This is a genomic window from Streptomyces yangpuensis (assembly GCF_024666385.1).
GTDB classification, from domain to species: Bacteria; Actinomycetota; Actinomycetes; order Streptomycetales; family Streptomycetaceae; genus Streptomyces; species Streptomyces yangpuensis.
In genome coordinates, this window is sequence record NZ_CP102514.1 from 3,604,645 (window position 1) to 3,617,643 (window position 12,999).

The 12,999-nt window shown below is 73.0% G+C and carries 13 protein-coding genes; 3 read left to right on the forward strand and 10 right to left on the reverse strand.

Annotated features, from left to right (window positions below):
- Nucleotides 1-49: 49 nt before the first annotated feature.
- Nucleotides 50-832 carry a hypothetical protein gene (locus NRK68_RS16420; RefSeq protein WP_257856098.1) on the forward strand — a complete coding sequence of 261 codons (783 nt, stop codon included), beginning with the start codon at nucleotides 50-52 and terminating at the stop codon, nucleotides 830-832.
- A gap of 37 nt (nucleotides 833-869) precedes the next feature.
- Here the strand turns inward: NRK68_RS16420 and NRK68_RS16425 are convergent, their stop codons facing one another.
- The gene (locus NRK68_RS16425) at nucleotides 870-1,109 is read right to left on the reverse strand and encodes a hypothetical protein (protein ID WP_257856100.1); all 240 of its coding nucleotides are present in this window, start codon (nucleotides 1,107-1,109) and stop codon (nucleotides 870-872) included.
- A gap of 116 nt (nucleotides 1,110-1,225) precedes the next feature.
- On the opposite strand from NRK68_RS16425, the gene NRK68_RS16430 reads away from it, so the two are divergent.
- Nucleotides 1,226-1,729 carry a MarR family winged helix-turn-helix transcriptional regulator gene (locus NRK68_RS16430; protein WP_308296183.1) on the forward strand — a complete coding sequence of 168 codons (504 nt, stop codon included), beginning with the start codon at nucleotides 1,226-1,228 and terminating at the stop codon, nucleotides 1,727-1,729.
- Nucleotides 1,730-1,838: 109 nt separating this feature from the next.
- Nucleotides 1,839-3,461 carry an MDR family MFS transporter gene (locus tag NRK68_RS16435; protein ID WP_259656613.1) on the forward strand — a complete coding sequence of 541 codons (1,623 nt, stop codon included), beginning with the start codon at nucleotides 1,839-1,841 and terminating at the stop codon, nucleotides 3,459-3,461.
- 36 nt (nucleotides 3,462-3,497) lie between these two features.
- On the opposite strand, the gene NRK68_RS16440 is transcribed toward NRK68_RS16435, so the two are convergent.
- From NRK68_RS16440 to NRK68_RS16480, 9 genes are all read right to left on the reverse strand, one after another.
- Nucleotides 3,498-4,160, reverse strand: a complete 663-nt coding sequence (locus NRK68_RS16440) for a TetR/AcrR family transcriptional regulator (protein WP_183066314.1) — start codon at nucleotides 4,158-4,160, stop codon at nucleotides 3,498-3,500.
- Between the two features lie 173 nt (nucleotides 4,161-4,333).
- Entirely contained in the window at nucleotides 4,334-6,490 is a 2,157-nt protein-coding gene (locus tag NRK68_RS16445) for an ArnT family glycosyltransferase (protein WP_257856101.1), read from the reverse strand.
- On the reverse strand, nucleotides 6,487-7,848 hold the full coding sequence (locus NRK68_RS16450; protein WP_257856102.1) for a bifunctional glycosyltransferase family 2/GtrA family protein: 1,362 nt from the start codon (nucleotides 7,846-7,848) through the stop codon (nucleotides 6,487-6,489). The genes NRK68_RS16445 and NRK68_RS16450 overlap by 4 nt, the downstream gene beginning before the upstream one ends.
- A 25-nt stretch (nucleotides 7,849-7,873) precedes the next feature.
- Nucleotides 7,874-9,460, reverse strand: a complete 1,587-nt coding sequence (locus NRK68_RS16455; protein WP_257856103.1) for a sensor histidine kinase — start codon at nucleotides 9,458-9,460, stop codon at nucleotides 7,874-7,876.
- On the reverse strand, nucleotides 9,460-10,227 hold the full coding sequence (locus tag NRK68_RS16460) for a response regulator transcription factor (RefSeq protein WP_046777547.1): 768 nt from the start codon (nucleotides 10,225-10,227) through the stop codon (nucleotides 9,460-9,462). Before NRK68_RS16460 ends, NRK68_RS16455 begins: the two co-directional genes overlap by 1 nt.
- A 70-nt stretch (nucleotides 10,228-10,297) precedes the next feature.
- Complete coding sequence (locus tag NRK68_RS16465; RefSeq protein ID WP_257856104.1) at nucleotides 10,298-11,179, reverse strand: amidohydrolase family protein; 882 nt, start codon at nucleotides 11,177-11,179, stop codon at nucleotides 10,298-10,300.
- A complete protein-coding gene (locus NRK68_RS16470; RefSeq protein WP_183066317.1) occupies nucleotides 11,163-11,501 on the reverse strand; it encodes an antibiotic biosynthesis monooxygenase family protein in 339 nt (112 codons plus the stop codon). Before NRK68_RS16470 ends, NRK68_RS16465 begins: the two co-directional genes overlap by 17 nt.
- A 159-nt stretch (nucleotides 11,502-11,660) precedes the next feature.
- Nucleotides 11,661-12,554: a DUF2797 domain-containing protein gene (locus NRK68_RS16475; RefSeq protein WP_257856105.1), complete on the reverse strand. Its 894-nt coding sequence runs from the start codon at nucleotides 12,552-12,554 to the stop codon at nucleotides 11,661-11,663.
- A complete protein-coding gene (locus tag NRK68_RS16480) occupies nucleotides 12,551-12,985 on the reverse strand; it encodes an Lrp/AsnC family transcriptional regulator (protein WP_030956979.1) in 435 nt (144 codons plus the stop codon). The genes NRK68_RS16475 and NRK68_RS16480 overlap by 4 nt, the downstream gene beginning before the upstream one ends.
- Nucleotides 12,986-12,999 lie beyond the last annotated feature (14 nt).

Below are 12,999 nucleotides of genomic sequence, written 5' to 3' on the forward strand. Positions count from 1 at the left end.
CCGATGCCGAGCGCTTCCCAATTGACGATCCGTCAGGAACACTGGCGCGATGCGAAAGGGATCGCGCGCGGCCACCGCCCTGCTCGCCCTGTGCTGCACGGCCACTGTGGGCCTCACCGGCTGCGGCGGTCCGGGGCGCGAGGGCTTCTCCGCCGTGGGCGCCGCCGCCCCGGGCCCCGAACGGGGCGCGGGGGAGAACGTCGCACCGCAGGGTGGGGTGGAGTTCCAGCAGCTCGGCGGCCCGTCCGTGGCGGGCGGATCCCCCGCGTCACCCGGTACGTCGGCCCCGCCCCCGGGACCGGACGGCGCGGGCGGCCCCACCTCGGGCGGAGCCACGAGTACCGCCCCCGGCGGCCCGGCAAGCGCCCCAGGATCCACCGGCGGCCCAGGACGTACTCCCATACCGCCCGGCACTCCCGGCGCGCCCGCCCCCGCGAACCCCACCGGCCCCACGGGTCCGACGAGCCCCGGCGGGCCGCCCAGCAGGCCGGGCACCACGCCCCCGGCGCCGCCGCCCCCGGCCACCCCGGCGCAGCTGACGCTGTCGGCGCCGGTCCGGTCGGCCGCGGCCGACCGCTGGTGCGAGCGGGTCGCCTTGACCTTCACCAACACCGGCACGACCGCGGCCCGTTCGGGCACGGTCAGCTTCGCGACGCACGTCATCGGCGCTCTCGGCATCGACTGGGCCACGATCACCTCGACCCAGCCGCTCCCCGCACCGATCGCGGGCGGGGCCTCGAAGACGCAGACCTACACGGTGTGCCTGGAGGCCTGGCGGGTGCCGCTGGGCATGCACGTGGACACCCGGAAGGTCACCGCCACCTGGAACTGAACGGCCCGGAGCCGGTCGGCTGCGGCCTTCCGCGGTCTCAGCCCAGGACCAGCCAGGCGACCGCACCGATCACGAGCACCAGCGCAAGGGCCAGCGCCACCTTCACGGCCGGGCCCGACCCCTTGGCGGCGTCCTGCTCTGCGCGACGCTGCTGGCGCGCCCCCGGGCCCGGCTGCCGCGCCGGTGCGGCCTCCTCCACGAAGGCCCGGAACATCTGAGTGCTGCCCGCCGGGTCGTAGTTGCCCTCGGGGACCTGTGAGTTGTGGTTGTCAGCCATGGAGCAGGACCCTAGCCGGTTTTCCGATTCCTTTACCGCCCCACCCCCAGATTCATTTGCCTGTAGCAACCACCGACTCTTATGGTTGCCTCAAGCAACAAGATGGGGGTCGCCCGGTGCCGACACAGACCATGCCGACGACACAGACCGTGCCGACGACGCGGACCGCGCAGATCACGCGGACCACACAGACCGCGCCGACCACACTGACCACTCCGCACGAGGAACTGGCCCGTCGGCTCACCGGCATCGGTGCGGTCAAGCGTGAGCTCGCCCGCAACCTGCCCCCGGACTGCCCGCCCGGCACCGCCGCCGTGCTCACCGTTCTCGACCGGCACGGGGAGATGCGGCTGAGCCGTCTGGCCGACCTCATGGCCGTCGACATCTCGGTCACCAGCCGGCACGTCAGCCACATCACCGCCCGCGGCTGGATCGAGCGCGAGCCGGACCCGGGCGACGGGCGCTGCCGCATCCTGCGGCTCACCCCGGCCGGCCGGGCGCTGCTCGCCGAGATCGGCGCCCGGTACACGGCCGCCCTGGAGAGAGCCCTCCACGACTGGTCCGTCCAGGACATCGACGTACTCAACACCCTGCTGGCCCGACTCCGATCGAGCTTCTAGAGAAAGGAAGGACATGGCCCCGTCGGAGAAGACCACCGGCCCCGCGTCCACGTCCGCGTCCACTTCCGCGTCCATTTCCACATCTCCTTCCACGTCCACCGGCGTGGACATGACCCATCCCCAGATCATGAAGGCGCTGTCCGGGCTCATGCTCGGCATGTTCGTGGCGATCCTGTCCTCCACGATCGTTTCCAACGCCCTGCCCCAGATCATCAGCGACCTCGGCGGCACCCAGTCCTCCTACACCTGGGTCGTCACCGCCGCCCTGCTGTCCATGACGGCCGCCACCCCGCTGTGGGGCAAGCTGTCCGACCTCTTCAGCAAGAAGCTGCTGGTCCAGATATCCCTGGTGATCTACGTGCTCGGCTCCGTGGTCGCGGGGATGTCCCAGAACACCGGCACGCTCATCGCCTGCCGCGTGGTGCAGGGCATCGGCGTCGGCGGCCTCTCGGCGCTCGCCCAGATCGTGATGGCCGCGATGATCTCCCCGCGCGAGCGCGGCCGGTACAGCGGCTACCTCGGCGCGGTCTTCGCCGTCGCCACCGTCGGCGGCCCGTTGCTGGGCGGCGTCATCACCGACACCGAGTGGCTGGGCTGGCGCTGGTGCTTCTACGTCGGCGTGCCCTTCGCGATCATCGCGCTGATCGTCCTCCAGAAGACGCTCCGGCTGCCGGTCGTACGGCGCGACGTCAAGGTCGACTGGCTGGGCGCCTTCCTGATCAGCGCCGCCGTCTCGCTGCTGCTCATCTGGGTCACCCAGGCCGGGGACTCCTACGAGTGGATCTCCTGGCAGACCTGGGCCATGACGGGCGGCTCGGTGCTCCTCGGACTGCTCTTCGTCCTCGTCGAGTCCCGTGCGAGCGACCCGATCATTCCGCTGCGGCTCTTCCGCAACAAGACCATCACCCTCGCCTCCACGGCCTCGCTGTTCGTGGGCATCGCGATGTTCTCGGGGACCGTGTTTTTCAGCCAGTTCTTCCAGTTGGCCCGCGGCGAGTCCCCCACGATGTCCGGAATTCTCACGATTCCGATGATCGCCGGGCTCTTCGTCTCCTCCACCGTTTCCGGTCAGGTGATCACCAAGACCGGCAAGTGGAAGGTCTGGCTCGTCTCCGGCGGTGTGCTGCTGACGGCCGGACTGGGGCTGCTCGGCACCCTGCGGTACGACACCCCGTACTGGCACATCGCGGTCTACATGGCGCTGACCGGCCTCGGTCTCGGCATGATGATGCAGAACCTGGTCCTCGCCACCCAGAACCAGGTGGCCCCGGAGGACCTGGGTGCGGCCAGCTCGGTCGTCACCTTCTTCCGCTCGCTCGGCGGCGCGATGGGCGTCTCGGCACTGGGTGCGGTCATGGCCCACCGGGTCACGGACTACGTCCAGGACGGGCTCGCCGCCCTCGGCCCGAAGGCCGCGGCGGCCATGGGCCAGAGCGGTACGGCCGGGGGCGGGATCCCCGACCTCGACAAGCTGCCCGCGCCCCTCCGTGAGGTCATCGAGTCCGCGTACGGGCACGGCGTCGGCGATGTCTTCCTCTACGCCGCCCCGTTCGCGCTCCTCGGCCTGGTGCTGGTGGTGTTCATCAAGGAGGTCGCCCTGAAGTCGAAGCCGGCGGTCCACAGCCCGGCGGCGGCGTCGGCCGGTGCCTCGCCCGCCGGGACGGCCGGGACCGCCGGGACGGCCGGGACGGCTGGCGCCGGCGAGGTTGCGGACGCCACCGTCAAGGCCTGACCCCTGCCTGAGCCCGCCCGGCAGTCCGGGCGGCGCTCAGGCGTCTGCCGTGGCCGTGGCCGTGGCCGTGGTCTTTGTCCCGGCTTCGGCCCTGGCCTCGATGCCCGTGATCAGAACGTCGAGTGCCAGACAGAAGTCGCCCTCGGGCGCCCGCCGGACCGCGCCCCCGCAGCCGTGCAGGAACTGCCGGACCGCCAGATGGGCACCGGTCCGGACGGCGCCCACCAGGCCGGTGGCGTCCATCAGCCGCTGGAGGGCCGCGTCGAAGGCCCGGGCGTGGGGGCCGATGTCCGGGTACGCGGCGCTGAGCGGAGCCACCCACGGGTGCGCCGCCAGCACCCGCCGGTAGCCCCGGGCCAGATCCCTGAGCCCGTCCTGCCAGCCCGCCCCGCCGGAGCCGTACGGTCCGGCCGGCAGGGACTGCTCCCCCAGGACCCGGTCCAGGGCCAGTTCGAGCAGATCGTGCTTGGTGTCCACGTACCAGTAGAGGGACATCGCGGTGACGCCGAGCCCGGCGGCCAGCCGCCGCATCGAGAACCGGGTGAGCCCGTCGGCGTCGAGCAGCCGGACGGTGGCGGCGGTGATCCGCTCCCGGTCGAGCCCCGAGGGAGCCTCGGTACGGCGTCTGACGGGTGTGGCGGGCTTGGCCACCAGCCACACGCTGGTCCGGTTCTCGCCTGGATCGGCCGCGGACACCATGAGGGCACCCTCCTCGCGACGGCCGGACCAGCCCGGAATGCCCGGTCCGCCCTCTTGATGCTAGGGGTCGGGCCGGGCATTGCGGGCTGATCGGCCGGAGACCCCCTGGGGGTGTCCGCCGCCGGGCCGAACGACGGGGGATCAGGGGCTCAGGGGATCAGGGGCTCAGGGGATCAGGACGTCGGGGCCGTCAGGTCGTAGAAGGTGGCTCCGCCGACCGTGGACTCCTTGAACGTGGCCTTGACCCAGTTCTCAATCTCCGTGCTGGTGCCACCACCGGGGCCCGCGGGACCGCCGCCGCCACGACGTCCGCCGTCCGCCTCGGCGCCGGCGGCGGTGGTGCCTCCCTGGCCGATGAACCAGTGGATCCTCCCGTCCCGCACGTACTCCTTGAACTGCTCCAGGGTCGGCGAGGGGTCACTGCCGTTGAAGCCGCCGACCGGCATGACGGGAACGCCGGAGGCCAGCTGGTAACTGGCCGCGTTCTGCGAGCCGATGGCCGCCGCCCAGGTGTAGGAGTCGGCTCCGGCCGTGAGCGCCGCCTCGGCCTCACTGCTGACACGGGCGCCGTTGAGCAGGCCGCCGGCGCCGCCGCCTCCGCCCGGGCCGCCGCCGGTCATGCCGCCGGGAAAGCCTCCCGGGCGCTCGGCCCCGCGGCCGTCCGCTCCGGGCATACCGCCCTGGCCCGGCGGTACGGCACCCTGGCCGGGCGGTACGGCGCCCTGCGGCAGCGTGCCACCGGGCTGCTGCCCGCCGTCCCGGCCGCCCTGCCGCATTTCACCGAACCCGCCCGGGCCGCCCAGCATCCCGCCGGGGCCGCCCCGGCTGCCCGCCACCGCCGGTCCGGCGGTCACGATGGAGCCGGTGTGTCCCGTGCTCACGGTGGTCATGCAGTACGCGAACGGCCCGGCCAGGGCCGCCACCACCCCGAGACCCGCGATGGCCCGCACCATCCGCCGGCCGGCCCGCCCCGCGAACGGCAGCGCGACCGCGGCGAGCAGCCCGCCCACCAGCACCGCCCAGCGCAGCCACGGCAGGTAGCCGGTGGCGCGGCCGAGCAGGACGTACGACCAGACGGCCGTCAGCGCGAGCGTGCCGGAGAGGGTGGCCGCGGCCACCGCGCTGCCCCGCTCCTCCCACAGCACGGCGACGCCCATGCCGATCAGCGCGGCCACGAAGGGCGCCAGGGCCACGGTGTAGTACTCGTGGAAGATGCCCTGCATGTAGCTGAAGACCACCGCGGTGATCAGCAGGGAGCCGCCCCAGGCCAGGAAGGCCGCGCGCGCCATGCCGTCCACCGAGTCCGTGGCGCGGCGGGCCCGCCAGGTGATCACCAGCCCGGCCACGAGCAGGACCAGGGCCGCCGGCAGCAGCCAGGAGATCTGCCCGCCGATGTTGCCCGAGAACAGCCGGTCGATGCCGCTCTCGCCCCAGCGTCCGCCACCGCCGGCGCCACCGGGGCCACCGGCTCCGCCGCCGCCGACGCTGCCGGTCTCATTGCCGTTGATCCGGCCGAGGCCGTTGTAGCCGAGGGTCAGCTCCAGGAAGGAGTTGTTCTGCGAGCCGCCGATGTACGGGCGGGAGGAGGCGGGCCACAGTTCGACCACGGCGACCCACCAGCCGCCCGCCACCACCATCGCCCCGCCCGCGAGCAGCAGCTGGCCGAGCCTCCGGCGCAGCCCGGTGGGCGCGCAGACGGCGTAGAGCACGGCGAGCGGCGGCAGGATGACAAAGGCCTGGAGAGTCTTGGTCAGGAAGGCGAACCCGACCGCGACACCCGCCCACACCAGCCAGCGGGTGTGGGCCCCTTCGAGGGCCCTCAGCAGGCAGTACACGGTGACGGTGAGCAGCAGGGTCAGCAGGGCGTCGGGGTTGTTGAAGCGGAACATCAGCGCGGCGACGGGCGTCAGCGCGAAGGCGGCCCCGCTCAGCAGCGCGGCTCCCGGCCCGAACTGGCGGCGGACGGCGGCGTACAGCACACCGGTGGTCGCCACCCCCATCAGAGCCTGCGGGACCAGGATCTGCCAGGAGCCCAGTCCGAAGAGCCGGACCGAGAGCATCATCGGCCACAGGGCGGCCGGGGGTTTGTCGACGGTGATGGAGTTGCCCGCGTCGGAGGAGCCGAAGAAGAAGGCCTTCCAGCTCTCGCTGCCGGCCTGGACCGCGGCCGAGTAGAAGGAGTTCGCGTAGCCGGAGGAGCCCAGGTCCCACAGGAGCAGGGCCGCGGTGGCGATCAGCAGCCCGGCGAGGGCGGGCCGCTCCCAGCCGGGCCGGGCGGTACGGGCGCCGGCCGCGGCGGCCGGGAGGATCGGGAGTGCTGCCGTGGTCATCGGCCCTCCTTGGACGGGGAAGTGGACGTGGACATGGGGGTCGCCGTGGCCGTGGCCGTGGCCGTGGCCGTGGGCGTGGCCGTGGCGGTGGCTGTGCGGGGGCTGCGGGGATCGGCGCCGCGCCGTTCGGGGAAGACCCAGGCGCGCAGGAGCAGGAAGCGCAGGACGGTGGCCGCGAGGTTCGCGGTGATCAGCACGGCCAGCTCGGTGCCGTGCGCGGGATGGGACGTGGCCGCCGCGAGGGCGGCGAGGGAGCCGCTGGTGAGTGCCAGGCCGATACCGAAGACCACCAGACCCTGGGCCTGGTGGCGTACGGCCCGCTCCCTGCCGCGGACGCCGAAGGTGAGCCTGCGGTTGGCCGCGGTGTTGGCCACGGCGGAGAGCAGCAGGGCTGCGCCGTTGGCGAGCTGGGGCCCGGCCCCGGCCCGGAAGGCGGAGTACAGCACCAGGTAGAGCAGGGTGGAGAGGACGCCGACGGTGCAGAAGCCGATGAGCTGGCGGGCCAGTCCGCCGTCAACTCCGGGCACCGCGATGCGGTCGCGGGGGTCGTCACCGAAGGGGCGGGCGAGCCGGTCGAGGGGAAGCGCCCCCACGGCCAGCGCCCGGCCCACGCGCCAGACGCCCTTGAGGTCCTCGGTGGCGGTCCTGACGAGGTGCACGGTGGAGTCGGGGTCGTCGACCCAGTCGACGGGCACTTCGTGGATCCGCAGCCCGGCCCGCTCGGCAAGCACGAGCAGCTCGGTGTCGAAGAACCAGCCGGTGTCCTCCACCAGCGGCAGCAGCCGCTCGGCGACCTCGCGCCGGATGGCTTTGAAGCCGCACTGCGCATCGCTGAACCGGGCGGCGAGCGAGGACCGCAGCAGCAGGTTGTAGGCGCGGGAGACGAACTCCCGCTTGGCTCCCCGCACGACCCGTGAGGAGCGGGCCAGGCGGGTGCCGATGGCGAGGTCGGAGTGGCCGGAGATCAGGGGGGCGACCAGCGGAAGCAGTGCGTTCAGATCGGTGGAGAGGTCCACGTCCATATAGGCGAGGACGGGTGCGTCGGAACCGGACCACACCGTACGCAGGGCCCTGCCCCGGCCCTTCTCCTCCAGCCGGGTGCTGCGTACGCAGTCCAGTGCCGCGGCGAGCCCGGCCGCGACCTCGGGGGTGCGGTCGGTGCTCGCGTTGTCGGCGACCGTGATCCGGAAGGGGTAGGGGAAGGTCCGTGTCAGGTGGTCGTGCAGTCTGCGCACGCACGGCCCGAGGTCCTTCTCCTCGTTGAAGACCGGGATCACCACGTCGAGGACGGGCTCGCCGGGCACGGGCGCGAGGGGCGTCCGTGCCGGAAGGGCCCCGGGAGAGGTGTCGGTTGGCATGCTCCGACCCTCGTGGGGCCGCCTGTCACCTCAGTGTGCTGAGCCTGTGGCCCGTCTGTGAGTCCGCCGCGAGCGGCAGCACGACCTCGAAGCAGGTCCGCCCCGGCCGGCTCCGCACGGCGACGGTCCCGCCGTGGGCCGTGACCACGGCCTGGACGATGGCCAGCCCGAGGCCGGTCGAACCGGCGGCCCGGGAGCGGGAGGCGTCACCACGGACGAAGCGCTCGAAGACCCGGGGGAGCAGCTCGGGCGCGATGCCCGGGCCGTCGTCCTCGATGCGCAGCCGGACGGCGGATGTTTCACGTGAAACATGGGCGGTGACGGTGGTGCCGGGCGGTGTGTGCGTACGGGCGTTGGCGAGCAGGTTGACCAGTACCTGCTGGATGCGGGCCGCGTCGGCGCGCACGGGCACAGGCTCCTCGGGCAGGTTCAGGCGCCAGTGGTGCTCGGGCCCGGCAGCCCGGGCGTCGCTGACGGTGTCGATGACGAGGGGGGCGAGATCGGTGCCGGCACCCGTGCCCGTGCCCGTACTGCCGCCGCCGTCGCCGCCGTCACCGCCGTCGCCGTCGCCGATGGACAGCGGGTGGCCGGCGTCGAGCCGGGCCAGCAGGAGCAGGTCCTCGACCAGCCCGGTCATCCGGGTGGCCTCGGACTCGATCCGCCCCAGGGCGTGCCGGGTGTCGGGGCCGGGCTCCTCGCGGCCCCGGCGGGTGAGTTCGGCGTAGCCGCGGATGGAGGCCAGCGGCGTACGCAGTTCATGGCTGGCGTCGGCGACGAACTGCCGCACCCGCATCTCGCTCTGCTGGCGCGCGGTGAGGGCGGAGGAGACATGGCCGAGCATCCGGTTGAGGGCGGCGCCGACCTGGCCCACCTCGGTGCGGGGGTCGGCCTCGGCGTCCGGGACCCGTTCGTGGAGGGCGGGCTCGCCCTGGTGCAGGGGGAGTTCGGAGACGCGCGTGGCGGTGGCGGCGACCCGGCGCAGCGGGCGCAGGGCGACGCCGACCAGGGCCTGCCCGGCGAGCGAAGCGGCGATCAGTCCGGCCAGGGTGACGCAGAGCTCGACCCCGACGAGGGTGCGGACCGTGGAGTCGACCTCCTGGAGCGGGAAGGCGAGCACGAGGGTCCGGTCGGGGGAGACGTGCACCCGGTAGGCGCCGAGGCCGGGAAGCTCCGCGCCCGCCGCCCGCTCGGGCGAGCCCTGCGCGGCCTTCTCTGCGGCCCGGGCGAGAGTCGCACTCTGGGCTTCGGTGAGGGACGGCGGAATCTGGTCGGGCGACCACCCCTCGTGGCGGGTGTTGCGGGCGCTCCCGAGGACCGCTCCGGTGTGGTCCAGCCGGATCCCGGCGGCGTCCACGGGGCTGCCGGGGGCTACGACGAAGCCCGCGCCGCTCTCCCGGACCGCCTTCCCGCCCGGCATCCGGGCCGCCATCTTCATGGAGGTGGCCAGCTGCTCGTCGAGCTGGGTGACCAGGTACGAGCGCAGCGCGAGGGTGGTGACGGTGCCGATGGCCGCTCCCACCACGGCGATCAGGGCCACCGCCGAGACGACGAGCCGGGTCCGCAGCGACCAGGGCCGGCGGCCGCCCGGTCGCCGGCGCCCGCGCCGTGCCACTACTCGGCCGGCTTGATCAGATAGCCGGCGCCGCGCCGGGTGTGGATCATCGACGGCAGCCCGAGGCCGCTCTCCAGCTTGCGGCGCAGGTAGGAGATGTAGAGCTCGACCACATTGGCCTGGCCGCCGAAGTCGTAGGACCAGACCCGGTCCAGGATCTGCGCCTTGCTCAGCACGCGCCGCGGGTTGCGCATGAGGTAGCGCAGCAGCTCGAACTCGGTGGCGGTCAGGTGGACGTCCTGGCCGGCGCGCACCACCTCGTGGCTGTCCTCGTCGAGGCACAGATCGCCGACGGTCAGGACCGAGCCGCCGCGGGCGGCCTGTGCCGCGCCCGAACGCCGCACCAGGCCGCGCAGCCGGGCCACGACCTCCTCCAGGCTGAAGGGCTTGGTGACGTAGTCGTCGCCGCCCGCGGTGAGGCCGGCGATCCGGTCCTCCACGGAGTCCTTGGCGGTCAGGAACAGGACGGGGACCTGGGGGATCTCCCGGCGCAGCTGCCCGAGGACGGTGAGGCCGTCCATGTCGGGGAGCATGACGTCGAGGACCACCACGTCCGGGCGGAAGCCGCGGGCGGCCCGCAGCGCCCCGGCCCCGTCGCCGGCGCTGCGGACCTCGCAGCCTTCGTAGCGCAGGGCCATGGACAGCAGCTCGGAGAGCGAGGCCTCGTCGTCGACGACGAGCACCCGGCAGGGCCCGCCGTCGGGCCGTACCAGGGCCGTGTGATTGCCGGTGGACGTGGACGCATGGGAGGTGGTCGTCGCAGTCATACGCACACGTTCCCCGGTGCCTCTGAGAGCGTTCTTGCCCCAACCTGTGAATTTCCTGAGAAAGGGCGGGTCAGCGGTCGAGGCGGAACAGCCGGGCGCCGTTGTCGTGGCAGACCGCCCGCAGCCAGTCGTCGCCCAGGCCCAGCCGATCGAGGGCGGCGAGCTGGTGCTCGTACGGGTAGGGGATGTTCGGGAAGTCGGTGCCGAACAGGATCCGGTCGCCGAGGTCCGCGAGCCGTCCGAGGTCTGCGGCCGGGAAGCCGCTGAACCGCTCGGAGAAGTCGGTGAAGGCCATGGTCGTGTCGAGGCGCACCGTCGGGTGTCGGTCGGCGAGGTCGAGGAAGTCCGCGTACTCGGGCATCCCCATGTGGGCGATGATCAGCGGCAGCCGCGGATGGCGGGCCAGCAGGCGGGCGACCGGCTCGGGCCCGGTGTGCTTGCCGGGGACGGGGCCGGAACCGCAGTGGATCACCGTGGGGATGCGGGCCTCGGCCAGCAGCCCCCAGACGGGGTCGAGTCGGTCGTCGTTCGGGTCGTAGCCGCCGACCTGCAGGTGGGCCTTGAAGATCCGGGCGCCCGAGGCGACGGCCCGGCCGACGTAGCCGGCCACGCCCTCCTCCGGGAAGAAGGTCGCGGTGTGCAGGCAGTCGGGGGTGCGGGCCGCGAAATCGGCGGACCAGGCGTTGAGCCAGGCGGCCATCTCCGGTTTGTGCGGGTAGAGCATGGAGGTGAACGCCCGGACCCCGAACTCCCGCAGGAGCGCGACCCGCTGCTCCTCCTCGTGGCGGTAGGTGATGGGCCACTCGACGCCGGTCAGCGGGCCGATCGCGTCGAAGTAGTCCCACACCTTGTCCAGGACCCGCCGGGGCATGAAGTGCGTGTGGACGTCGACCAGTCCGGGCAGTCCGAGCCGCTCGGTGAAGGCGCGGACCGCATCAGCCGTTGCGGACAAAGCCGTGGCTCCGCTCGACGGTGGCGACGTGCAGGGTGTAGCTCTCGTACCAGTCGGCGCGGCCCCGCTTCATGGCCGCCTGGTGCTGCAGGTTCTCGCGCCACACCGTGAGGGCCTCGTGGTCCCGGAAGTAGGCGACGGTGATGCCCAGGCCGCCGGGGGTGCGCGCGGACTCGTAGCCGAGGTAGCCGGGGATGGCCTCGACGATCTCTTCCATCCGGTCGTTGAGTTCGTCGAATCCGGTGTCGTCCGCGGTGCGGACGTTGCTGAAGACGGCCATGACATAGGGCGGTTCGAAGGCCGCCACCGGCTGAGTGGTCATGCCCACCACCCTCGGCGGAGCGCCCCCGGCATGTCCACCCGAATCAGCCCCGGGAGCCCAAAGGGATCCAATTCTTGACCATGGCATCCATGGAGCCCGTAGGTACCGGCCGCTCTCACGGACCGTCATCATCCTTCGGGGTCCTCCGCGTCCGCAACGTCAGAACAGCCCGTCCTGCCCGGCCTGAGGAGCGGCCGCGGACGGGATCCGCGCCACCGGCACCGAGGTCACGGCCCCCTCAGCCGGCACGGCGAGCTCCCATCCGGCCAGCAGCCGGGTGTCGACCACGAGTCCGTCCTCGAAGTGCAGGTCGGGCCCGGCGGCGCCGACCAGCCGCCCCACGACGGCCCGTTCCGCCGCCATCTCCGCGATCACCCGGTCCGGTTCCGGGATCCCCTTCCAACCGTCCGTGCCGAACACCGCCGCGTGGTCGCTGACTTCGCACTCCAGCCGCTCCAGGGTCTCCGGCCACCCGGACAGCGCCGCCGCCCGGCCGTGCAGCTCGGTGACCTCCCGCGCCCGCTCCGGCGCGCCGGGCAGGTGCGCCCGTACGGCGCGCTTGTGGGCGTACCCGATCCGGTCGGGCACCCCGAGCGCCGCCCGCAGCAGCTCCTCGGTGCGCCGGGCGGCCATCAGCGGCCCGCGCCCCAGCCAGGTCCACGACATCGCCCCCTGCTCCAGCAGCCGGGCGGAGCCGCGCTCCTCGGCGGTGATGCCCACCTTGACCATGCCGGGCCCGAACCAGGCCAGATAGACCCGGTAGGTCCGCGGATCGGCGGCGTTGGTGTCGGCGGCCACGGAGAACGACCGGTCGAGGCGCGCACACTCCGGGCACTGCGCGCTCCCGCCACGGCCGGGCACGGTGGCGGAGGCCGGACAGGGCGTCCGCTTCCCGGCCCGCCGCACGCCCAGGCAGCACCGCTCCCCGCGTGCGACGAAGGCCAGTCGCTGCCCGTACACCAGGGCGCTCGCCCGCTCGCCGCGCTCCTTGCCGTACCACCCGATGGCGGGTGCGGAGTCCTTCCACCGGATCCCGGTGCACCACCAGGTCACAGCGGGAGCGGCCGCTCGAAGAAGGTCTCGAGGACGACGGTCGCGTGCGTACCGCTGACCCCGTCGATGGCGTAGAGGCGGCGCAGGACGTCCTGCAGCTGCTCGGTCGAGGCCGTGCGGACCTTCACCAGTACGGACGCGCTGCCCGCGATGATGTGCGCCTCCTGGATCTCGGGGATCGCGGCGAAGTCGTCTCCGGACTCGCCCATCCACGCGTTGGAGTCGACCATCACGTAGGCGAGGACCCCGCTGCCCACCGCGGCCGGATCGACGTCGACGGTGGTCCGCCGGATCACCCCGCGCTCGCGCAGTTTGCGCACGCGCTCGTGGGTGGCCCCGGCCGAAAGGCCGACAGCCGTACCGAGAGCCGCGTAGGACTGCCCGGCGTCCTGCTGCAGGCGCAGGACGAGCGCCCGGTCGATGTCGTCCACGCAATCTTCCTCTC

Bases quoted from the DNA above. Each gene is read 5' to 3' on its own strand.
- NRK68_RS16460 (WP_046777547.1), bottom strand. From the start codon at position 10,227: ATGACTGCGACGACCACCTCCCATGCGTCCACGTCCACCGGCAATCAC.
- NRK68_RS16440 (WP_183066314.1), bottom strand. From the start codon at position 4,160: ATGGTGTCCGCGGCCGATCCAGGCGAGAACCGGACCAGCGTGTGGCTG.
- NRK68_RS16470 (WP_183066317.1), bottom strand. From the start codon at position 11,501: ATGACCACTCAGCCGGTGGCGGCCTTCGAACCGCCCTATGTCATGGCC.
- NRK68_RS16450 (WP_257856102.1), bottom strand. From the start codon at position 7,848: ATGCCAACCGACACCTCTCCCGGGGCCCTTCCGGCACGGACGCCCCTC.
- NRK68_RS16425 (WP_257856100.1), bottom strand. From the start codon at position 1,109: ATGGCTGACAACCACAACTCACAGGTCCCCGAGGGCAACTACGACCCG.
- NRK68_RS16420 (WP_257856098.1), top strand. From the start codon at position 50: ATGCGAAAGGGATCGCGCGCGGCCACCGCCCTGCTCGCCCTGTGCTGC.
- NRK68_RS16445 (WP_257856101.1), bottom strand. From the start codon at position 6,490: ATGACCACGGCAGCACTCCCGATCCTCCCGGCCGCCGCGGCCGGCGCC.
- NRK68_RS16435 (WP_259656613.1), top strand. From the start codon at position 1,839: ATGACCCATCCCCAGATCATGAAGGCGCTGTCCGGGCTCATGCTCGGC.